Genomic DNA, 21,254 nt, shown 5'->3' on the forward strand with positions numbered 1-21,254 from the left:
CACACCTACCGCCAATCCGGCCTGAGAGAGGCCACCCCCACCCTGATCCATCCCGGGGGGTTTCCGGCAGTTAGCAGGACCTTAGATCATGACCCTCGCAATGGAAGTCTTCCCCGACCATTTCCAACGCCAGCTCAACCAGACCCGGGATTATCTCCTGGAGACCCTGAGCCCCGAGCAGGTGGAAAACTGGCTGTCCCTGGCCTGCCCCGCCATTGAGCTCCAGGCCATCGGGATGAACTCTCCCGCCAACTCCCCCATCGTGGCCCGGATCGGGGGGCGCCCCCACCTGCCAGCGGACATCCCCTGGCCGCGTTCCGCCCGGGGCGTGGCCCTGAACTTCCTGATGCAGATTGATCTGGGGGTGCTGGCCACCTCGGTCCGGGAGGGTCTTTCCCATGGTCTGAAACTGCCGGAGTCAGGCCTGCTGCTGGTGTTCAGCCTGACCTCCCAATCCGGTGAGGTGGACCTGGACTGGCGCGACCCGGAGATCATCCAGGGCACCCGGCTGATCTACGTCCCCGAGGGCACGGCCACCCCGCCCCAGCAGACGGCCCGGGGTGCCTGGCTGTTTCCCATCAAGGAGTTCACCGCCACAGGTGTGATGACCCTCCCCACCGTCGCCCACCCGATATTCCGCAATGCCCTGGGTCTGGGCGGCCGAGACAGTGCACTGATGAGAGACATGTTCGGCCAGATTGACCGGGGGCTGCAATTCCAGATTGACGGGCCCTTCCCCCGGCACCGCATCGGCGGCTGGTCCACCCCCCAGCCGGGATACGCGGAGCAGGAGTACCACCGGGTCTGGGCAGGGGATGAACCCCAGGAAAATTGGCAGTCCCTGCTGCAGATCGACTGGGAACCAGCTTTTGGCAGGGTGTTCCAGGGCCAGAATTCTACACCGGGCATGATCCACTGGGTCACCGACACCACCTGCCTCAGCGCACTGGACCGCACGGGATTTGTCATCCAGCACGGCTGAGCCCCGGGGGGGAGTCTGAACCCACCGAGAATGAGAAAACCGCGGCGGTGCTCTCCTTGATGAAGGAGAGCACCGCCGCGGTGTTCTTTCTCAGCTCAACGGCAGCTGTTATTGCAGGCGACGCTGGCGGGCGAACTCGCTGAGCACCACCGAGGCTGCGACGGAGGCGTTGAGGGACTCCACCCAGTCGGTGGTGGGGATGGAGAGGATGTAGTCGCAGTTCTCCTTGACCAGGCGGGAGATGCCCTTGCCCTCGGAACCGAGGACGATGACCACCGGCTCGGTGCCACCCTTGTAGGTGTCCAGGGTGACATCGCCGTCTCCGTCCAGGCCGATGACCTGGTAGCCGTTCTCCTGGAACTCCTTGATGGTGCGGGTCAGGTTGGTGGCCTTGGCCACCGGCAGACGGGCTGCGGTACCGGCCGAGGTACGCCAGGCCACCGCGGTGACCGACGCAGAGCGACGCTCCGGGATGACCACACCGTGGCCACCGAAACCGGCGACGGAACGGATCACGGCGCCGAGGTTACGGGGGTCGGTGATGTTGTCGAGGACGACCACCAGGCCGGGCTCATTGCGGCCCTTGATGTCAACCATCAGGTCGTGGACGGTGGTGTACTGGTAGGGCGGGATCAGCAGACCGATGCCCTGGTGCATGCCGTTGCCGGTCATGCGGTCCATCTCGTGGCGGGGGACCTCCACCACGGGGATGTTACGGCCGGAGGCGATGCCGACCGCCTCGGAGAGACGGTCATCCTTGCCGGTGCCCTCAGCCAGGTAGAGGGTGGCTGCCGGCACCTTGGCCTGCAGGCACTCGATCACCGGGTTACGTCCGACGACCAGCTCATTCTGCTCGACACCCCGGTCATGACGACCGGAGGAGCGACGCTCGGAGACCTGCCTGCGCTTATGTGCTGCGTGGTAGGGACGGTCCTCGGCCTTGGGGGTCGGGCCCTTGCCCTTCAGGGAGCGACGGACCTGTCCGCCGGATCCCTTGGTGGCACCCTTCTTGTTGCTGGTGCGGAGTGCACCGCGACGTTTGTCATTTCCTGCCATGTGGTTTCCTTCTTAGTTCTGCAGCGACCACTGGGGGCCGTCGGCGGTGTCTGTGATGATGATTCCTGCGCTACTGAGACGCTCACGAACCTCATCTGCGGTGGCCCAGTCCTTTTCAGCCCGGGCGGTGGTACGGCGCTCAAGTTCCGCCTGGATCAGGGTGTCAAGTGCCTGCGTGGTGGCTTCGGTACCGGATCCAGCGGCAGCAGCGGCCCAGGTGTCGGACTGCGGGTCCACCCCGAGTACGCCAGTCATGGCACGGACCTGCCCGGCGATGCGGCGGGCTTCAACCTCATCACCGGCGGCGAGTGCGGAGTTACCCGCACGAACCGCATTGTGCACCTCGGCGAGCGCCTTGGGTACCGAAAGATCCTCGTCCATCGCCTCTTCAAAAGCAAGCGGCCACTGGCCGACCTCCACTGCCCCGACGCGTTCGAGGAAGTCCTCGATCCGGCGGTAACCGGTGGCGGCCTCCTTCAGGGCCTCCTCCGAGTACTCCAGCATGGAGCGGTAGTGGGCGGAACCGAGGTAATAACGCAGTTCCACGGGACGCACCAGTTCAAGGATGTTGGGGACACTGAGCACATTGCCCAGGGACTTCGACATCTTCTCACCCGACATGGTCACCCAGCCGTTGTGCATCCAGTAGTTGGCGAACTTATCGCCTGCGGCATGTGCCTGGGCCTGCTCATTCTCGTGGTGCGGGAACTTCAGGTCGAGACCACCGCAGTGGATGTCGAAATTATCGCCGAGGTACTTGGTGGCCATGGCGGAGCACTCGATGTGCCAGCCCGGACGCCCCCTGCCCCAGGGGGTTGGCCAGCTCGGCTCCCCCGGTTTGGCAGCCTTCCACATGGTGAAGTCACGCGGATCCTTCTTGCCGGTGCCAGCGGACTCACCCTGATCCAGCTCATCCAGCTTCTGCCCGGAAAGGGAACCGTAGTCCTCGATGGTGGTCGGCTGGCAGTAGACGTTGCCGTCTGCGGCATAGCCGTGACCATTGTCGATGATGCGGCTGATGTATTCGATCATTTCGGTGACATGGCCGGTGGCACGTGGCTCCACACTGGGTGGGCGCACCCCGAGCTGTTCATAGGCCCAGGTGAAGGCGCGTTCATGGGTGGCTGCCCATTCCCACCAGGGGCGGTTGTGTTCTGCGGCCTTGTTCAGGATCTTGTCGTCGATGTCGGTGACATTGCGCACGAAGGCGACATCAAGGCCCTTGGCTTCCAGCCAGTTGCGGAGAATCTCGAAGGCCACCCCGGAGCGGACGTGCCCGATGTGGGGCACGGACTGCACCGTGGCACCACACAGGTACACCGAGGCATGTCCCTCACGAACGGGGACAAACTCGCGGAGCGTTCTGGTACCGGTGTCAAAGATGCGTAGAGTCACGGCTCTTAGTGTAGTTCAGCCTGGCGGGACTATCCCGCAACCCCGCGTTTATCCCCGTCCCAGTTCGGCCGGGGCATCCGGTTCCGCGGACCACTGCGACCAGGAACCCGGGTAGAGGGCCACCTCCCGGTCGATGGCTGCGGCCGCGGCGATCACCACGCAGGCGGTGACCCCCGAACCACAGTAGGCACCGGTGTCCGTGCCGGCGGTGGCACCGGCGGCGTCGAAAAGCTCCTCCAATTCCTCCTTCGGGCGGAAGAAACCCTGCTCATCGAGCAGCTCCGCGCTGGGCAGGTTGCGGGCCCCGGGGATATGGCCGGGCGACTCCCCTTCCGGGTTGGCTTCCCCGGCGAAGCGTTCGCCAGGGCGGGCGTCGAGAAGCGTTCCGGACTGGGCGAGTTCCCCCGCCTGGGTGGGGGTCAACACCGGCAGCACCGGGTTGCGGTAGAGATCGGGGATGGCAACCGGCTCCGAATCGATGGGTTCCGTCGACTCGCCGCTCTCCACCTCACCTTCAGCGGCCACCCAGCCGGACCAGCCGCCATCCAGGATGCGGATATCCTTGAGACCGGCGGAGCGCAGCACCCACCAGGCACGGGAGGAACCGGCCCGATTCCAATCGTCATAGACCACCACCGAACTGGTGAGGCTGAGCCCCAGACGCTGCATCAGGTCATCGATGGTGCCCGGGTTCGGCAGGGGATGGCGGCCGAGGTGATCCTTGTCCAGATCCGAGAGATCCCGATCCAGACTCACGTAGCGGGCACCTGGAACATGGCCCGCCTCAAACTCCTCAACCCCCTCGGGTTTGCCGAGGGTCCAGCGCACATCAAGCACCTGGGGCGGATTCTCCCCAGCCAGTTCGGACCGCAATTCCTGGGGACTGATCAGATTCGTGGACACAGCTACATCACGCACTTTCCATTCAGGTTCACCGGGATCCCCTTCCAGGGGGCGGCATGGCCCCATTGTTCCAAAAACCCCTGTCCCACGCAGCCGCCCTGAGCAAACATGACTGCAGAAGCGCGGATGGCCAGAAGTATCCCGGGCAATGACCTGAAGCTCCACCTGTGCTCAAAAGGTCGGGAAATAACTCCCGGAATGGAGAATCCCTGAAACCGGGCAGCATTCCCCAAAGTGGGGCAAACCGCACTTAATGGACTTCAACCTTGAGAACTACGCCCCCACAGGTCCAGGATGCTCGGCCGAACCAGCCCCGATGGGAGAGCTTGCTGCTCGAAGCCCACCTCATGAGGTGCTGTGAGAGCCCTCCCACAGCATTGATTCCATATACACCCGTTCCACCTCACCTTGAGGATTCAGCTGCACCAGGTTGGCGCGCAAGCCGGGACGCAGATCCCCCACCTCTCCTACTAGATCCAGTACCGCGGCAGCATTGGTGGCGGTGAAACGGACCGCGGCTGGCCCATCATGACGGCGGCGGAAATGATGGAACTGGCGGGCCAGGGTACTGGTGCCACCGGCGAGTGCCCCGCTCCCCTGCGCAGTGGCTAAACGTGCCACCCCACCTTTGAGCACCACTTCCAGAGGTCCGAGCTGATAGCTGCCATCGGGCAGCCCGGTGGCCTCCATCGCATCCGTGACGGCATAGGCCCGCTCCCCCGCCAACGCGAACACCAGATCCACGGTTCCCGCCGCCAGGTGCACCCCATCCGCAATCAGCTCCAACCCGGTGGCGGTGCCCCCTGCGCTAAGCAGAGCTGCGGCGGCACCTGGGGTGCGGTGGTGGATCTGCGGCATGGCATTAAAAAGGTGGGTGGCGGTGGTGCGCACCCCCAGCTCAGCGGCTTTCCCGAGTGCCGCAAGAGTGGTGTCATAATCAGCCTCAGTGTGACCGAAACCGGCGATGATCCCGAACCTGGCGCAGATTTCCAGCAGTTCACCCACGTGCTCGGTTTCCGGGGCCAGAGTGATCTGGCGGATATTGCCCTGCCCGGCCTCGATGATCCGGCGGAACATCTCCGGGTCACCTGGCTGGATCCGATCCGGGGACTGCGCACCACAACGGGCGGCATTGATGAAAGGGCCCTCCAGGTGGATACCGTGGATGAGGCCCTCCCCGACCAGCTCCTTGAGCCGCTCAACCTGGTGGGTCAGTTCCCTCTCATTCCCGGAAACCAAACTGGCCAACATGGTGGTGGTGCCCTGGCTGCGATGGTATTCCGCGGCGCGGCGGCAGTCCGCAAGACTCCCGGTGGGAAAAGATCCTCCCTTCCCACCATGATTGTGCAGATCTACGAACCCGGGAATGATGGTGGGCTGCTCCGGTGGGGCTGCCGCGGGGTCAAGTTCTTCGATGCTGAGAATGCCGGATTCATCAAAACTGATCTCCGCATGAGGGAGAACCTTCTCGGCGGTGATGATGCGACCACGCACTTGGGTGCTCAAATATCCTTCTCCTTATCGAGGACTGCATTCTAGAGTGGTCAAAACGGCCTTTAACTTCCGATTCAGGGGGCTAAAGAGCTGTTTTCCCCACTCAATCCTGCAGGTGTCCCCTCTATAACCTAGGCCCGAACTGATCCGCAACAACCCCAAAGGCCACCCCCAAAAGCCACCCCGAAAATCTGAGGAGTCCACCATGAACCAGGACCCGGCCACACCCTGGACCCTGGCGCTGGACATCGGCGCCACCAAGATCGCCTACGGACTGATCCCAGACACCCACCCCCTGCAGGCCCACCACACCGGAACAGTCCCCACCCAACCCCCGGGCGGGGATCCGCTGACACAGGTAGAGGTGGCGGTCCGCCAGGCGCTGGAGACCTCCGGGATCATCCCGACCAGGGTCGGGGTGGGCGCGCCGGGGATCATCGAGACTCCTGGCGGGCTGGTCAGATATAACGGGGACACCATTCCTGGTTGGGCCGGCACTGATCTGGGGGAGGTCATCTCCCGGCAGCTCAAGGTGCCGGTGGCCTGCCATAATGATGTCCGCATCTGGGCATATGGGGAGCAGCTGCTGGGGGCTGGCCGGGAGTTTCCCACCGGCCGGGTTCTCTATGTTTCCCTGGGCACCGGGGTCGGTGGTGCCCTGATCAGTGATGGGCAGTTGGTGGCAGGACCTGCGGGTTCAGGGGGTGAGATCTCGGAGCTGGTCTGCGCGGACTTTCGTGGGAGGGCGGACCGGGTGGAGAATATCGCCTCCGGCACCTCCCTGGCCCGCTACTACAACACCCTCCGCGCAGATCCCCGGGTAGGCCGGATCCCCTGGCGGGCACCGGTTTCTGGGGAACCTGAACTGCCGGAGATTATCCACCGTCTGGAGGAAGGCGATCAGCTGGCCGGGGAAATCATCGAGGGGAATCTGGCAGGGTTAGGTCGCTGCCTGGGGGCGCTGACCAGTGCCTTCGATTTAAGCGCCATCATCATCGGTGGCGGGGTCGCGGACCTCGGGGCACTGGTGCGGGATCCGATCAGGCGGGGAATCCGGGAAGCAGCACTCCTACCCAACCGGGAGATCCCGGTTCTCGCCAGTGCAATCAACAAGCATGCTCCCCTGGTGGGGGCTGCGGCCTATGCCCGGGAATGGGCTGTGCAGGAATAGTGAACGTTCATCAATGGTGAACGCAATCCCCTTTTAAGAAACCGGCTTCCACACCACGGCAGTGGCCACCGCAGCCCTGCCTTCCTTGCGGCCGGTGAATCCCATGTGGTCGGTGGTGGTCGCAGAGACCGATACCGGGGCACCGAGAATCTCAGAGAGCACCTTCTCGGCTTCTTCGCGGCGCGGCCCCATCTTCGGGCTCTGGCCCACCAGCTGGGCGGCGGCATTGCCGATCACATAGCCCTCGCGCTCCAGCTTGGCGCGGCATTCCTGCAGCAGCTGGGCACCGGAGACGCCGTCATATTCCTTGCGTCCCACTCCAACCAGGGAGCCGAGGTCACCGAGCCCGGCGGCGGAGAGCAGGGCGTCCACCAGGGCGTGGGAGACCACATCCCCATCGGAGTGGCCCTCACAGCCGTCGACCCCTTCGAAGAGGAGGCCGGCGATCCAGCAGGGTTTGCCGGCCTCGATCTGGTGGGCGTCGGTGGCGATACCGACCCGGGGGACGATCATCTCATTCACGGGGTACCTCAAAAATTGTCGGTTCGGCCTCGTCCACAATGGTCTTGGCCAGCATCATGTCGATCGGGGTGGTCACCTTGAAGGCCATCGGATCCCCCTGCACACAGGTCACGGGAACCCCATGCCATTCCATGAGGGAGGCATCATCGGTGGCCACGAAACCGGGGTCGGTGGCGGCGAAATAGGCTTCATTCGCCGCACGCAGCGCCGCCAGCTCAAAACCCTGGGGGGTCTGCACCGCCCTCAGCTCAGACCTGGCGGGGGTGCCCACCACCTGGTCACCGGCGACCTGCTTGATGGTGTCAGCCACCGGGATCACGGGAACCACCGCGGCAGCTCCACCGAGCACGGCACCGGCCACCCGGGCAATCAGACCGGGTGGGGTCAGTGCGCGGGCGGAGTCGTGGATCAGCACCACGGCATCCTGGCAGTCGATGGCCTGCAGGCCGGCCCAGACCGAGTCGGCGCGTTCTCCCCCACCGTGCACGAATCGGATCGGGATTTCCGGTTTATCCAGAATGCCCCGGCTGCGTAGCAGTCCTTGCGCGAAATCAGCCATGTCCGGGCTGACCAGGACAATTATCTCGTCGACCACTTCTGCGGTCATCATCGCCTGCACAGAACGTTCCAGCAGGCTGCGACCACGTAGGTCAACGAAGGCCTTGGGCACTTCAGCCCCGAGCCGGGTGCCCCGCCCAGCGGCCGCCACCAGGGCGATCACCCGGCGCGGATCATCCGGCCGGGTGGTGTCAGTGGTGCTTTTCATGGCGCCTGAAGGGTTTAGGCGTCGTCTTCGTCGTCGAAGTTGACGTCGTCGAGCTCGTCGATGTCGGCGTCGGTGGCCTCGATCTTCTTGTCCGGATCCTCGGAGGTGGCGGTGCGGTGGCGCTCGATGGTTTCATCCACCTCGGCAATCACCTGATCTGCCTTTTCCTCATCGACGGTGTCGGCCAGGGCCAGTTCACCGACGAGGATCTGTCGGGCCTTGCCCATCATGCGCTTCTCACCGGCGGAGAGACCGCGGTCCTGGTCGCGGCGCCAGAGGTCGCGGACGACCTCGGCCACCTTGTTGACATCACCGGAGGCGAGTCGCTCCTGGTTGGCCTTGTAACGGCGGGACCAGTTGCCCGCTTCTTCCACGTCTTCCTCGCGCAGCACGCCGAAGACCTTCTGCAGGCCTTCCTCACCGACGACGTCACGGACGCCGACCAGCTCTGCGTTCTTGGAGGGAACGCGGACGACGAGGTCGGACTGGAGAATCTGCAGTACCACGTACTCCAGTTCTTCTCCGCCTATCTCACGATGCTCGATAGCCTCGATGACGGCGGCTCCGTGATGCGGATAAACGACCGTGTCCCCGACCTTGAATTCCATTCCCACTCCTTGGGTCACCCTCGAATGTCACGCTAACCACAGGATTCTACCATGCCTGCGACCTGCGCCTCTGTCCGGGTCGCCCCGGGGAGCCGGGGGCGGCGCAGCGGGGAGGGACTGCCCCCTGGGGGTTCCTCCCACTGTTCCAGGGGGCGGGGTGCCGGCAAGCAGGCTGGGTGGGGACATGCCATTTCCAGGTGGGACCGGGGTAGGGTCGGGATGTGAGCGGGGATGGAAGTTTCCCCCCCCACTTTTTCGAGCTAAGTGTGTGATCGGCTCCGGAAGATACTAAGGTGTAGCGATAACACCTGTGTTTACCCTGAACTGATGGAGGACGAATCCGTGATGTCCCTGAAGTCCGCCGCTCGCCGGGGCGGCATCGCCTCGGTCGCAGCCCTGTCCGCCTTTGCGCTGGCATCGTGCTCGGCAGGCCAGATTACCCAGACCTCTTCGCAGGTCTCGCACGTCGACGGCGGCCACGGCGACTCTGAGGATGGAACGGTTGCCGTCCGCGACGTCAGCATCATCCTCGATGAGGAAGGTGGCGCAGCTCTGAAGTTCAACGCCATCAACCAGGACTCCTCCATGCAGGAGCACACCCTGGAATCTGTCGAGGTCGCCGGCCAGGAAGTGGAGTTCAGCCCCACCCCCGCGCCGATGCAGCAGAACTGCTCCATCGTGGGCCACTCCGCTGCCGGTCTCGAGGAGATGCCGCAGTTCGAGAACGGCTGCATCGAGTATGTCGAGACCACCCTGGAGAACGAGGACTACGCCATCGCCGGCAATGTCGACGTGACCTTCACCTTCGAGAACGCCGTCATCGACCTGGTCGCTTCCGTTGCCTTCGATAACCTGGAGTCCGGCACCCTGGATCGTGATGATCAGACCGACACCAACTCGGACAACAATCCGAGCCTCGGTGAGCAGGAGCACTAAAAGCTAATTGGCTTTCGGCCAGTTCAGGATCAGGACCCCGGTACCCCACCGGGGTCCTTCTCCGTTTCCTACCCATGCGCGCTTATCGATGCCCACCTCACCCCTCCCCCCGCTGAGCTGCGGGGATGGGCCGGGGGCAGGGCAGGTCCGGTGCCCTGGCTAGGATCTGGCTCATGGTTAAAAAGGCACGCAGCATCCACACCTGTTCCGAATGTGGTTATTCCAGTTCCAAGTGGTTGGGCCGCTGCCCTGATTGCGGGGCCTGGGGTTCCCTGGTGGAATCTGCGGTCTCCAGCGCACCTGCTGCCCGGACCGGCATCTCATCCGGCATGACCCAGGCCCCGAAGGGCCTGACCCCCACCACCCCGGCCACCCCGATCACCAAGATCGACGCCAAGGCCTCCATTTCGAAGACCACCGGCATCGGGGAATTGGACCGGGTGCTGGGTAAGGGCATTGTGCCCGGCTCTGTGGTGTTGATGGCCGGTGAACCCGGGGTGGGTAAGTCCACCCTGCTGCTGGAGGTGGCCAACCGTTGGGCGGCACAGCCGGAGGGTGAGGGCACCCGCAGGGCGCTCTATGTCACCGCTGAGGAATCCGCCGGCCAGGTCAGGGTGCGTGCGGAACGCACCAATGCCTTAAGAGACACCCTCTACCTGGCGGCGGAATCAAACCTGGACATTGTTTTCGGGCATGTGGAGCAGATCAAACCCTCCCTGCTGATCGTGGACTCCGTGCAGACCATGCAGGCGTCCGGCATCGAGGGTGTGGCCGGTGGTGTGGCCCAGTCCCGGGCGGTGACCGCTGCGCTGACCACCCTGGCCAAGACCACCGGCATCCCCATCCTCCTTGTGGGGCATGTGACCAAGGACGGCAATGTGGCCGGCCCCCGCGTGTTGGAGCACCTGGTGGATGTGGTGCTCAACTTCGAGGGGGACCGTCACTCCAGCCTGCGGATGTTGCGGGGCATCAAGAACCGTTTCGGTGCCACCGATGAGGTGGGTTGTTTCGAACAGCAGTCGGATGGCATCAAGGAGGTGCCGGACCCCTCCGGGCTCTTCCTCTCCCAGCATGGGCGTACCCCGGATGGTTCGGCGGTGACGGTGGCCATGGATGGGGTGCGCCCCATCCTGGCGGAGATCCAGTCCCTGGTGGTGGACACCGAAGCCAAGTCCCCCAGGCGGGTGGTCACCGGTCTGGACGCCAACCGGGTGCCCATGGTGCTGGCGGTGTTGACCAAACGCACCCCGGTGAAAACCGGCCGGCAGGAGGTGTATGTGGCCACCGTCGGCGGAGTCCGGATCAATGAACCAGCCACCGATTTGGCCGTCGCGTTGGCCACCGCCAGCACCTACCGCGGTAAGGCCCTGCCGGAGAAGACGATCGTGATCGGGGAGATCGGCCTTTCGGGTGAGATCCGCCGCGTCCCGAATCTGGAACGTCGCCTCCAGGAGGCCGCCCGCCTGGGTTATCACCGCGCGATCGTGCCCGCCGGGGAGAAGTTGAAGGTGAGCGGCATCCGGGTTCACCCGGTGCACACCATCGATGAGGCACTCGCTCTGGTGGAGGAACTAAGCTAAAGCTCCATGACCGAGAAGACGCCGCCGCGGATGAGCCTGGCGGAAGCACTGAAGTTCCTGGCACCCGGCACCCCGATCCGGGATGGCCTGGACCGCATCGTCCGGGGCCGTACCGGCGCCCTGATCGTGCTGGGAGATGATGAGAAGGTTGCCGCCATCTGTGACGGCGGCTTCGAGTTCGATGTGCCCCTGCTGCCCACCAAGCTGCGGGAACTGTCCAAGATGGATGGGGCGGTGATCCTGTCTTCTGATGGGTCGCGCATCCACCGCGCCAATGTGCAGCTGATGCCGGATTCCAGCTACCACACCGATGAATCCGGCACCCGGCACCGCTCCGCGGAACGTACCGCCCTGATGACCGGGCATCCCGTGATCGCGGTCAGCCAGTCCATGAACATCATCACCGTCTATGTGGACGGCCACCGCCATGTGCTGCAGGAACCGGCGGCCATCATGGACCGCGCCAACCAAGCCCTGGCCACCCTGGAACGCTACCGGGAGCGCCTTGATGAGGTCAGTCAGCGACTCTTCGAAGCCGAGATCCACGGCACCGCCACCGTCACCGATGTGATCGCGGTGCTGCAGCGGGAGATCATGCTGCTGGAGGTCAGCCGCAGCATCGACCGGGATGTCCTCGAACTGGGGGTGGACGGCAAGCAGCTGGCCATCCAGCTGACGGAACTGCGCGGTGACTCAGACCGGGAGCTGGAACTGCTGCTGCGTGATTATCTGGTGGCCCCGGGGCTGCCCAGTGATGCGGATATGGCGGAGGTGTTCACCCAGATCGATCAGCTCAGCGAGTCTGAACTGCTCAAGACCTCCACCCTGGCCCGGCTGCTGGGGCTGCCCACCACCGAGGAGTCCCTGAGCCAGTGGATTCACCCGCGGGGTTATCGGGTGCTGTCCCGCATCCCCAGGGTGCAGACCTTCCTCATGGACAAGATCGTCGCCGCCCTGGGTGGGGCGCAGGCCCTGCTGGAGGCCAGCGAGGAGGAGCTGGCCGGAATCGACAATGTCGGCTCCCTCTGGGCCCGCCACGTCCATGACGGGCTCTCCAAGCTGCGGGCCTAGGCTGCGGGCCCCCTGGGGCTTACGGTGCCCCTCCTGGCCCGCTGGGGCGCGTGCCTAGCCCAGGTTGAAGGTGTAGGAGTTCGAGGCGTTCTGCCCGATCACACCGTGCAGGAAGAAAGAGCCGGCCGGAACCAGCTGGCGGTTGCTGCAGCGGTCCGGGGCGGAGGTGGTGCGCGACCACACCGCCTGGAAGTTGCGTTCCTCCCCCGCGGAGAAAGTTTCCTCACCGGTGCCGATGGGGGCGTTGCAGTCCACATCGGACCAGATCCGCCGGTTGCTGGCCAGGTCGTAGACCTCGAAGCGCATGGTGTTCTCGCTCAGGTCAATATCGCAGTCCGCCTCGGTGGGGTTGCGCACCTGCATATAGAAGGTGGGGCTGGCATCAGCACCATAGCTGGGCCGGTCACTGGAGACACGGATCTCCAGGTCCGCCAGGGTGCAGTCCTGCTTGCCTTCCCCGGCGGCACTGGTGGTCCCGGTGGTTTCGGACTCGGATTCCGCTTCGCTGCTTTCCGCTCCGCTGCTCTCGGCTTCGCTGGACTTGCTCTCACTGGTCTCCGGGGAGGTCTCGGACTCCGCCGACTCAGTGGTTTCCTCAGCCTGGGCGGCCTGGGTGGTCTCTGCCGGAGGGGTCTGCTCCCTTTCTTCCCCGTCCCCGCTGGCCAGGGCCACCAGGCCCCAGACGACCAGGGCGACCACGATGAGAAGACCGACGACGGCCGCGACGCGGCGGCGGACGTAGACTTCTTCGGGCAGTCGCTGATTCTGTGGTGTCACACCTCAAGCTTATTCTGACTTCTGTGACGGTGGGGTCAGCACCGGGGTGTGTCTTGGTCCGGGCACCGAAATCGCTCCCCCCGATGCCATTGCTTTTCCCCTGCCCAGCGCCTGCTTTTCCACACCCCCCTCCAGTCTGGGGCTGCGCCTATTCCACGCCCTGGGTAATCACGGTCTCCGCGACCGAATCGGTGAGCCGGTAACGCAACCCCACAATGCCCACATCCCCGGTGGCCATGCGGTGCTGCATCACCGGGGAACGCGAGATGACCTGATCCACGGTTTCAATGACATGCTCGCGCTCGAAGTCCTCAATGGTGTTGTACCCCTTGGACTTGGCCACCAGGATGGAGGGGCTGACCTTCTCCACCAGGACGCGCTGCAGTCCGGAGGGGATGTGTCCCCCGTCCAGCGCATCAGCGGTGGCCTTGACTGCACCACAGGACTCGTGGCCCATGACGACCACCATCGGCACCTTGAGTTCCTCCAGCGCGTACTCCAGGGAACTGAGTACGGCGAGGTCAAGGATCTCCCCGGCCGTGCGGATCACGAAGAGATCGCCGAGACCCACATCAAAGATCATCTCCACCGGCACGCGGGAATCCGAGCAGGACAGCACCACCGCGCGGGGGCTTTGTCCGGCACGCAATTCATATCGGCGGGTGGGATCCTGGTTGGGACGCTCTGCCCGGTACTGGATGAAGCGCTCGTTGCCTTCTTTGAGTGCTTCCCAGACTGCCTGCGGCGTTCTTTCGACATTTTTCATCGGCATGGCTCATATTCTTCCATCAGACCTGACCCGACAGTTACACCGGTCACAGAATTAGACTGGATCAATCATGCATTCCCTGATTCAGCTCCGTCTTCTTGACTGGTTCGATGCCCACGCCCGCGAGATCGCCTGGCGCTCCCCCGAGACCTCCGCCTGGGGGGTGCTCCTCAGCGAGGTGATGAGCCAGCAGACCCCGGTCGCCCGGGTGGAACCGATCTGGGTGGAGTGGATCAACCGTTGGCCCACCCCGGCGGATTTCGCTGCCGCCGCCCCCGATGAGGTGCTGCGGGCCTGGGGCAAACTGGGTTATCCGCGTCGCGCGCTGCGCCTCCTGGAATGCGCCCGCAAGATCGTGGCAGACCATGAGGGTGAGGTTCCCGCGGATGTTGCTGAGCTCCTGGCATTGCCCGGGATCGGTGATTACACCGCGCGTGCCATAGCTTGTTTCCACTTCGGCCAGAATGTGCCGGTCGTGGACACCAATGTCCGCCGCGTCTACCACCGGCTTATCGACGCCCGTTTCCTCCCGGGCCCCGCCTCGAAAAAGGAGCTGGGGCAGGTGGCCGAGCTGCTGCCCCAGGATGGCACCGGGCCACAGTTCTCCATCGCCCTGATGGAGCTGGGTGCGCTGGTGTGCACCGCCGCCAAACCGAACTGCGATATCTGCCCGGTGCGGGCCCAGTGTGCCTGGCAGCAGGCGGGGTGTCCCGCACCTTCCGAGGAGGAGAAGTCCGCGGCGAAGCGGAGGGTGCAGAAATTTGTGGGCACCGATCGTCAGGTCCGTGGCCTGATCATGTCGGTGCTGCGGGAGGCAGAACATCCCGTGCCCCAGTCAGCAATCGACGTGGTCTGGCCGGATGCCGTACAGCGTTCCCGGGCCCTGTATTCCCTGCTGGAGGATGGCCTGGCGGAGCAGAATGAGGCCGGGCTCTTCCACCTGCCGACCTAAGTTATTTCCAGCGGCCCCGGTAGTTGAAGCCACCGGGGAGCTTGACCCACAACCCGCCGCGGCTGTTGAGGGTCAGCGGGCCGAGCTTCGTGGAGGCGGAGGCCCCGGAACCGGAGAGGTTGAGCCAGCTGTTCTTCCCGACCTTCTTGCGTTTCCGGTAGGTGATGCCCATGTCTTCGCCTGCTTCCTGTCCGACCCCAGGGGGTCCTGCCGATGGGTGGTGTTTCTGATACTGCACTGTTTCCCACATGCGGGGGATGCCACCCAGTATACGTTTCCGATGCTCTCATCTGGACCTGAAAAAAGGTCCCGCCCCGGATCCTTTCCGCAGAGCGGGGATCAGGGGCGGAACCTTTGAGGTCTCAGCCGTTCAGCTTGTCCTACTTCTGGGGCTGGGCACCCGGCTGGGGGCCGGGCTCACCTTCGTTGTTGCCGGAGTCCGTGGGGGTTACGCGACCCTCATCGATGAGGCGGTCCAGTTCTTCATCGGTGACCCGATCAGTTTCCGGAACATCGCCGTCAGCGGCGGCGTCGACATCCTGGATGGCCTCGGCAGCCTCAACGGAGAGCTCGGAGAACTCGCCCTCCGGCAGCGGCTTCGGACGCGGGGTGAAGTTGAACTTCGCCGCGGTGATGTCCTTGTCCTCGCCATCCCAGCCCTCGACATCCACGGTGACGATCTCGCCGGCACCGAGCTCGCCGTAGAGCATCTTCTCGGAGAGAACGTCCTCGATCTCGCGCTGGATGGTGCGACGCAGCGGTCGGGCACCCAGCACCGGGTCGAAGCCACGCAGGGCCAGGAGAGCCTTGGCCTTGTCCGTGAGCTCGATACCCATGTCCTTGGCTACCAGCGCATTGGCCACGCGGTCGACGAGCAGCTCCACCATCTGGACGATCTGATCGCGGGTGAGCTGGTGGAAGACCACGATCTCATCGATACGGTTGAGGAACTCAGGGCGGAAGTGCTTCTTCAGCTCATCGTTGACCTTGTTCTTCATCCGGTCGTACTGGGCATCGGAGTCCGTTTCGCTGGAGCCACTGAAGCCCAGGCCGACAGCCTTGGAGATGTCAGCGGTACCCAGGTTCGAGGTGAAGATCAGAACGGTGTTCTTGAAGTCCACGACCCGACCCTGACCATCGGTGAGTCGACCCTCTTCCAGCACCTGCAGGAGGGTGTTGTAGATCTCCTTGTGTGCTTTCTCGATCTCATCGAAGAGAACCACGGAGAAGGGCTTGCGGCGGACCTTCTCGGTCAGCTGGCCACCCTCTTCGTAGCCGACGTATCCGGGGGGAGCACCGAAGAGACGGGAAGCGGTGAAGCGGTCATGGAACTCACCCATGTCGATCTGGATCAGGGCGTCATCCTCACCGAAGAGGAACTCAGCCAGGGCCTTCGACAACTCGGTCTTACCCACACCGGAGGGGCCGGCGAAGATGAAGGAACCGGAGGGACGCTTCGGGTCCTTCAGACCGGCACGGGTACGACGGATCGCACGGGAGACGGCCTCAACAGCCTCGTTCTGGCCGATGATGCGCTTGTGGAGCTCCTCTTCCATGCGCAGCAGACGGGAGGACTCCTCCTCGGTCAGCTTGAAGACCGGGATACCGGTCCAGGCACCGAGAACCTCGGCGATCTGCTCTTCGCCGACCTCGGCGATCTCCTCCAGGTCACCGGAGCGCCACTGCTTCTCCTTCTGAGCACGCTCCTCGCCCAGCTTGCGCTCCTTATCGCGCAGGCCAGCCGCCTTCTCGAAGTCCTGGGCGTCGATGGCCGCTTCCTTCTCACGGCGGACATCGGCGATGCGCTCATCAATCTCACGCAGACCCTCCGGCGCGGTCATGCGCTTGATGCGCATCCGGGCACCGGCCTCATCGATGAGGTCAACGGCCTTATCCGGCAGGAAGCGGTCGTTGATGTAGCGGTCGGCAAGGTTCGCAGCCGCAACCAGGGCACCATCGGTGATGGACACGCGGTGGTGCGCCTCGTAGCGGTCACGCAGGCCCTTCAGGATCTGGATGGACTCCTCGACGGAGGGCTCCGGAACCTGAACCGGCTGGAAACGACGCTCAAGTGCCGCGTCCTTCTCGATGTGCTTGCGGTACTCATCCAGGGTGGTGGCACCGATGGTCTGCAGCTCACCACGGGCCAGCTTCGGCTTCAGCAGCGAGGCTGCATCGATGGCACCCTCGGCAGCGCCCGCGCCGACCAGGGTGTGGATCTCATCGATGAAGAGGATGATGTCACCGCGCTGGTTGATCTCCTTGAGCACCTTCTTCAGGCGCTCCTCGAAGTCACCGCGGTAACGGGAACCGGCCACCAGGGAGCCGAGATCCAGGGAGTAAACCTGCTTGTCCTTCAGGGTCTCCGGGACCTTGCCGTTGACGATGTCCAGGGCGAGGCCCTCAACCACGGCGGTCTTACCGACGCCGGGCTCACCGATGAGCACCGGGTTGTTCTTGGTACGGCGAGACAGCACCTGCATGATGCGCTCGATCTCCTTGGTACGACCCACCACCGGGTCAAGCTTGCCGTCGCGGGCAGCCTGGGTCAGGTTGCGGCCGAACTGGTCCAGCACCAGGGAGTTGGAACGGTCCCCGCCCTGGCCACCACGGCCACCACCGGCACCGCCGGGGGCGGAACCCGCACCCACCGGGCCGGGGCCACCGGCCTGCGGCGCATCCGGCTCATCATTCTGGCCACCCTCATAACCGGAGAGCAGCTGGATAACCTGCTGCCGCACCCGCGGCAGATCTGCGCCGAGTTTAACCAGCACCTGTGCGGCGACACCCTCACCCTCACGGATGAGGCCGAGCAGCAGGAATTCGGTGCCGATGTACTTATGGCCCATCTGCAGGCCCTCCCGCAGGGAGAGCTCCAGAACCTTCTTGGCACGCGGGGTAAAGGGGATATGACCGGTGTGGGGCTTGGAACCCTGACCGATGATCTCCTCCACCTCCTGGCGCACTGCATCCAGGGAGATACCCATGGACTCCAGGGCCTTGGCGGCGACGCCTTCACCCTCGTGGATCAGACCGAGGAGAATATGTTCGGTTCCGATGTAGTTGTGGTTAAGCATGCGCGCCTCTTCCTGAGCCAGGACGATGACGCGGCGTGCGCGGTCAGTGAATCTCTCGAACATCTGTTACCCCTAACCTTCACGGTCTATTTAATGTCACCCACTTTAACGTTCGGGCGGGGCAATTCCTTGCAGGTTAGTGGGAGGAAAGGGCCGAAAGCCCCCTCGAAAGAGGCATCTGTGCAGGTAGGGGGAACATTCTTGAGGTGTACGCCGGTAGCGAACAGCGACATATAAGGCACCCCGACCCCTTTAACCCGGCTCTTACCGTCGACCCCACGTTGCCCGAAAGTTCACCTGGGGCAATAAAGACGCCCCGAACGCCCTCCGCTAGACCGCATTTCAACAGGGGATACCCGCCATTAAGTGGCATGTAACATACTCGAGCGATACTGCTATATATAGGCCCGGTTCCACCTTGAAGCTGGGAGCGAGACCTGACAGTGACGGGAATTACGCTTCCCACCACTCCCCCACCCGCGGAAAAGGCGAGCCGAGAGCCTCAATCACTGAAATTCGCCTGACGAAGAGCAAATTAAAGTTAGGCAAATGCTCAGCAATGGGACTTTTCTCTCTATTTTTCGCAAAAGTTTCTCCTGACAATCGACAAAGAATGTCTAATCACCCCCTCAGTTGGTCGCCCGTTCGGATTAATGAATCAACTTTTCCTTAATCATCGAAACGATTGCATTCATGTCACAAAATGGGCATAACCCCTGCTCATAAGAGCTTTTTCAGTGCTTTTTCGATATTTTCAACCATCCGTTCGGGTGAAAAACTTTGACGGATCAGCAGACAAAAAACTGAGAAGTTCCCTAAGGTGTAGCTCAGCGACTGAGTCGCCAGGCATTGCGTCAAGATAAGAACTTCTTTAAGTAATTTTCTTTTCGCGGTGGACTTTCCTTGCTGGCCCAAAGGCTCGGCCTCGGGTCTTCCAACCCACACCGATTTATCTTCAGGAGTTTCAACTCATGTTCAAGAACCGTCTCCGCACCGCCGCTCTCGCCGGCGCCGTCGCTGTTGCCACCGGCATGACCGGCATGGCCGTCCCCGCTGTCGCACAGACCGCCATCGATGGCGTTAACAACCAGGATGGCTCCGCTGCCGCCCCGGTTACCGCACAGAACATCACCGAGGTCCAGCTGCGCACCAAGACTGATGCCACCGCTGCCTACCTGGCTGCTCTGCAGGATCCTTCCAACGACCTGCAGGCACTCATCACCGAGTACATCGACCTCGGTTCCGATGGCTTCGACCCCTCCGAGGAAGCTGCCCGCATCGCTTTCGAGGACGCTGAGGCTGACGCCGCTGCCCAGCTGGCTACTTCCGCCCAGAACATCAAGGATGCTCGCGCATCTGTGCTCTACGCTCTGGAAAAGGATCAGGCTGCTACCGAGGCTTGGGACGCACTGGTTAGCAACCTGAATGGTGCAGTTGAGGTCCTCAACCCCCCCGCGCCGAATGCTGTCACCTCCGAGAACAACCTGATCGAGCGCACCAACGACGCTAACACTCACGTTGACGAGTTCCAGACCCTTCCCGCGCTGACTGATCTGGAGGGCGAGTACCTCCACTTCGGCTCCCCCGTCACCAACAACCCGGTCGATCGGGACACCGCTCACAGCGCATACGAGCAGCTGAAGGAACTCAAGGCTGAGGTTGACCGTCAGTACGAGCTCGCTGGCATCTGGAACATCGACACTGACGATGGCCAGTACATCAACCGCGAGCACATGGCCGCTTTGGAAGCCCTGAAGATCGAGCTCGACGCCCGCTTCGACTCCGCCAAGACCGTCTACGATGCAGCTGTTGCCGCTAACCGCGAGGCTCAGAAGACAGACGTACTGGTTCGCCAGCTCTTCCTGGAGCGCGCAACCGCTCAGCGCGACACCCTGCGCGCCGTCGAGGCTGTCCTGTCCACCACCGCTCGCTTCGTTGAGCTTCACCAGGACGGCACCCTCTACAACGATGGCGACGAGACCGTCACCCTCGCTTCCCTCTACTCCGAGGCAATTGACGCTGCTATCGAGGGCGTCGACTACAACCTGCCGCTCCTGGCAGACGCCGATCAGGCCACCGTCGACTACTTCCTGGCCTGGGAGTCTGATCTGACCAACAACAACGATGGAGATCAGTACAAGGTCGAGAAGGCTGAGTTCGCGGTCACCACCTACCAGAACCTCCGCGAGAACTCTCGCATTTGGCAGGACGAGGTCAAGAAGGTTGAGGCCATCGACGCTCAGCTGAAGGCTCAGGGCGAGGCTGCTGCAGCCGAGGCTGAGGCTCTGGCCGCAGAGAAGGATCGCCTTGCTAAGGAGGCTGAGGCTGCAGCTGCTCTGCAGAAGCAGATCGCCGAGGCTCTCCAGGCTATCGCCGAAGGCAAGAACAACACCCCGGCTCCCATCGAGAACGGTTCCACCGGTTCCTCCGAGAACACCGGCATCATCGGCCTGATCGCTGCCATCGGCGGCATCGTCGGCCTGATCGCTGTTGCTTTCCCCTTCATCCAGGACTTCCTGCGCTAAATCAACTGCCCCGCTGATGTGGGACATGTGGTGAGCAAAGGAATCCGCCGAAGGCGATAAAGTACCGGGCTCCCAAGTCATTGACTTGGGAGCCCGGTTTTCGTTTTCTCCCTGACGTTGGGCAGAAACTCCACTCCCCTGACATGGCAACGACGTCGGCCGAACAGATGCTGGCTTAAGTGGTATTCCCCAGGACAGAACAAAGAAGGCACCCTCTTCGTACCGGGCTGGTACGAAGAGGGTGCCTTCTTCTGATGTGAAGAGTGACTTGAGGCCTTAAAGGCTGTAGAGCTTGTCCTGCATCAGACGGATCATCAGATCAGATTTGGTGCTCGCAGAGCGACCGACGCTCATGTACTTGCCACGAACTCGGGCGATGTGGGTGCGGATTGTATCTTCCGAAACCCCCAGTTCTTTCGCGGCTTCGCGCTTTGAAGTAGAGGAAAACCAAGTGAGCACAACTTCTAGTTCTCGCTTACTCAACTGCGGAGCAACCAGCTCATCACTTTGCAACATAAAGGGCCTCCCGGTCAATATTTTAATATTTTCCTAAGCATACCTTGCACCCGTTCGGGTTGCCGCCTTAAAAGCCCGTAATTTTCAGGGCTTCCCCTGCGTACACCTGCAAACGATTGCTCTGGAAGCGTTTCCAATAGACCCCATACCCTTC

The 21,254-nt window shown here is 63.0% G+C and carries 20 protein-coding genes; 7 read left to right on the forward strand and 13 right to left on the reverse strand.

Features of this window, described 5'->3' with window-relative positions:
• The first annotated feature begins 88 nt into the window (after nucleotides 1–88).
• Entirely contained in the window at nucleotides 89–982 is an 894-nt protein-coding gene (locus COCCU_RS11790) for a DUF1963 domain-containing protein (RefSeq protein ID WP_156231709.1), read from the forward strand.
• 108 nt (nucleotides 983–1,090) lie between these two features.
• On the opposite strand, the gene rlmB is transcribed toward COCCU_RS11790, so the two are convergent.
• The 4 genes from rlmB to COCCU_RS11810 form a co-directional block, all read right to left on the reverse strand.
• Nucleotides 1,091–2,038 carry a 23S rRNA (guanosine(2251)-2'-O)-methyltransferase RlmB gene (gene rlmB / locus COCCU_RS11795; protein WP_156231711.1) on the reverse strand — a complete coding sequence of 316 codons (948 nt, stop codon included), beginning with the start codon at nucleotides 2,036–2,038 and terminating at the stop codon, nucleotides 1,091–1,093.
• A 12-nt stretch (nucleotides 2,039–2,050) separates the two neighbouring features.
• Nucleotides 2,051–3,433, reverse strand: a complete 1,383-nt coding sequence (cysS, locus tag COCCU_RS11800; protein ID WP_156231713.1) for a cysteine--tRNA ligase — start codon at nucleotides 3,431–3,433, stop codon at nucleotides 2,051–2,053.
• Nucleotides 3,434–3,481: 48 nt separating this feature from the next.
• Nucleotides 3,482–4,336 carry a sulfurtransferase gene (locus COCCU_RS11805; protein ID WP_231598763.1) on the reverse strand — a complete coding sequence of 285 codons (855 nt, stop codon included), beginning with the start codon at nucleotides 4,334–4,336 and terminating at the stop codon, nucleotides 3,482–3,484.
• 345 nt (nucleotides 4,337–4,681) lie between these two features.
• A complete protein-coding gene (locus tag COCCU_RS11810; RefSeq protein WP_156231717.1) occupies nucleotides 4,682–5,842 on the reverse strand; it encodes an N-acetylglucosamine-6-phosphate deacetylase in 1,161 nt (386 codons plus the stop codon).
• 193 nt (nucleotides 5,843–6,035) lie between these two features.
• Between COCCU_RS11810 and COCCU_RS11815 the strand changes: the two genes are divergently transcribed.
• Entirely contained in the window at nucleotides 6,036–7,001 is a 966-nt protein-coding gene (locus COCCU_RS11815) for an ROK family protein (protein ID WP_156231719.1), read from the forward strand.
• 33 nt (nucleotides 7,002–7,034) lie between these two features.
• Here the strand turns inward: COCCU_RS11815 and ispF are convergent, their stop codons facing one another.
• The 3 genes from ispF to COCCU_RS11830 are packed head-to-tail and all read right to left on the reverse strand — an operon-like array spanning nucleotide 7,035 to nucleotide 8,897.
• The gene (gene ispF / locus COCCU_RS11820; RefSeq protein WP_407924172.1) at nucleotides 7,035–7,514 is read right to left on the reverse strand and encodes a 2-C-methyl-D-erythritol 2,4-cyclodiphosphate synthase; all 480 of its coding nucleotides are present in this window, start codon (nucleotides 7,512–7,514) and stop codon (nucleotides 7,035–7,037) included.
• A gap of 1 nt (nucleotide 7,515) precedes the next feature.
• Nucleotides 7,516–8,289: a 2-C-methyl-D-erythritol 4-phosphate cytidylyltransferase gene (gene ispD, locus COCCU_RS11825; protein ID WP_156231723.1), complete on the reverse strand. Its 774-nt coding sequence runs from the start codon at nucleotides 8,287–8,289 to the stop codon at nucleotides 7,516–7,518.
• A gap of 14 nt (nucleotides 8,290–8,303) precedes the next feature.
• Nucleotides 8,304–8,897 (reverse strand): CarD family transcriptional regulator, encoded by a 594-nt coding sequence (locus tag COCCU_RS11830; RefSeq protein WP_156231725.1) that lies wholly within the window; start codon nucleotides 8,895–8,897, stop codon nucleotides 8,304–8,306.
• Nucleotides 8,898–9,224: 327 nt separating this feature from the next.
• Between COCCU_RS11830 and COCCU_RS11835 the strand changes: the two genes are divergently transcribed.
• The 3 genes from COCCU_RS11835 to disA all read left to right on the forward strand — a co-directional run bounded on the left by COCCU_RS11835 (nucleotide 9,225) and on the right by disA (nucleotide 12,484).
• A complete protein-coding gene (locus COCCU_RS11835; protein WP_156231727.1) occupies nucleotides 9,225–9,833 on the forward strand; it encodes a hypothetical protein in 609 nt (202 codons plus the stop codon).
• 173 nt (nucleotides 9,834–10,006) lie between these two features.
• Nucleotides 10,007–11,413 (forward strand): DNA repair protein RadA, encoded by a 1,407-nt coding sequence (radA, locus tag COCCU_RS11840; RefSeq protein ID WP_156231729.1) that lies wholly within the window; start codon nucleotides 10,007–10,009, stop codon nucleotides 11,411–11,413.
• A gap of 6 nt (nucleotides 11,414–11,419) precedes the next feature.
• Entirely contained in the window at nucleotides 11,420–12,484 is a 1,065-nt protein-coding gene (gene disA / locus COCCU_RS11845; protein ID WP_156231731.1) for a DNA integrity scanning diadenylate cyclase DisA, read from the forward strand.
• 54 nt (nucleotides 12,485–12,538) lie between these two features.
• Here the strand turns inward: disA and COCCU_RS11850 are convergent, their stop codons facing one another.
• Nucleotides 12,539–13,261, reverse strand: coding sequence for a hypothetical protein (locus COCCU_RS11850; protein ID WP_156231733.1), 723 nt, complete (start codon nucleotides 13,259–13,261; stop codon nucleotides 12,539–12,541).
• 148 nt (nucleotides 13,262–13,409) lie between these two features.
• Nucleotides 13,410–14,033: a carbonic anhydrase gene (locus tag COCCU_RS11855; RefSeq protein WP_156231735.1), complete on the reverse strand. Its 624-nt coding sequence runs from the start codon at nucleotides 14,031–14,033 to the stop codon at nucleotides 13,410–13,412.
• A 67-nt stretch (nucleotides 14,034–14,100) separates the two neighbouring features.
• Here COCCU_RS11855 and COCCU_RS11860 point away from each other — a divergent pair, with 67 nt between their 5' ends.
• The gene (locus tag COCCU_RS11860) at nucleotides 14,101–14,982 is read left to right on the forward strand and encodes an HhH-GPD family protein (protein WP_156231737.1); all 882 of its coding nucleotides are present in this window, start codon (nucleotides 14,101–14,103) and stop codon (nucleotides 14,980–14,982) included.
• 1 nt (nucleotide 14,983) lies between these two features.
• On the opposite strand, the gene COCCU_RS11865 is transcribed toward COCCU_RS11860, so the two are convergent.
• The 3 genes from COCCU_RS11865 to COCCU_RS11875 all read right to left on the reverse strand — a co-directional run bounded on the left by COCCU_RS11865 (nucleotide 14,984) and on the right by COCCU_RS11875 (nucleotide 19,004).
• Nucleotides 14,984–15,154, reverse strand: coding sequence for a DUF4236 domain-containing protein (locus COCCU_RS11865; RefSeq protein WP_156231739.1), 171 nt, complete (start codon nucleotides 15,152–15,154; stop codon nucleotides 14,984–14,986).
• A 208-nt stretch (nucleotides 15,155–15,362) separates the two neighbouring features.
• Nucleotides 15,363–18,122: an ATP-dependent Clp protease ATP-binding subunit gene (locus tag COCCU_RS11870; RefSeq protein WP_231598764.1), complete on the reverse strand. Its 2,760-nt coding sequence runs from the start codon at nucleotides 18,120–18,122 to the stop codon at nucleotides 15,363–15,365.
• A 657-nt stretch (nucleotides 18,123–18,779) separates the two neighbouring features.
• Nucleotides 18,780–19,004, reverse strand: a complete 225-nt coding sequence (locus COCCU_RS11875; RefSeq protein WP_156231741.1) for a hypothetical protein — start codon at nucleotides 19,002–19,004, stop codon at nucleotides 18,780–18,782.
• A 26-nt stretch (nucleotides 19,005–19,030) separates the two neighbouring features.
• Here COCCU_RS11875 and cspB point away from each other — a divergent pair, with 26 nt between their 5' ends.
• Complete coding sequence (cspB, locus tag COCCU_RS11880; RefSeq protein WP_156231743.1) at nucleotides 19,031–20,584, forward strand: S-layer protein PS2; 1,554 nt, start codon at nucleotides 19,031–19,033, stop codon at nucleotides 20,582–20,584.
• Between the two features lie 276 nt (nucleotides 20,585–20,860).
• Here the strand turns inward: cspB and COCCU_RS11885 are convergent, their stop codons facing one another.
• Nucleotides 20,861–21,100, reverse strand: coding sequence for a helix-turn-helix transcriptional regulator (locus COCCU_RS11885; protein WP_156231745.1), 240 nt, complete (start codon nucleotides 21,098–21,100; stop codon nucleotides 20,861–20,863).
• Nucleotides 21,101–21,254: the final 154 nt, after the last annotated feature.

Source organism: Corynebacterium occultum (genome assembly GCF_009734425.1).
GTDB lineage: Bacteria > Actinomycetota > Actinomycetes > Mycobacteriales > Mycobacteriaceae > Corynebacterium > Corynebacterium occultum.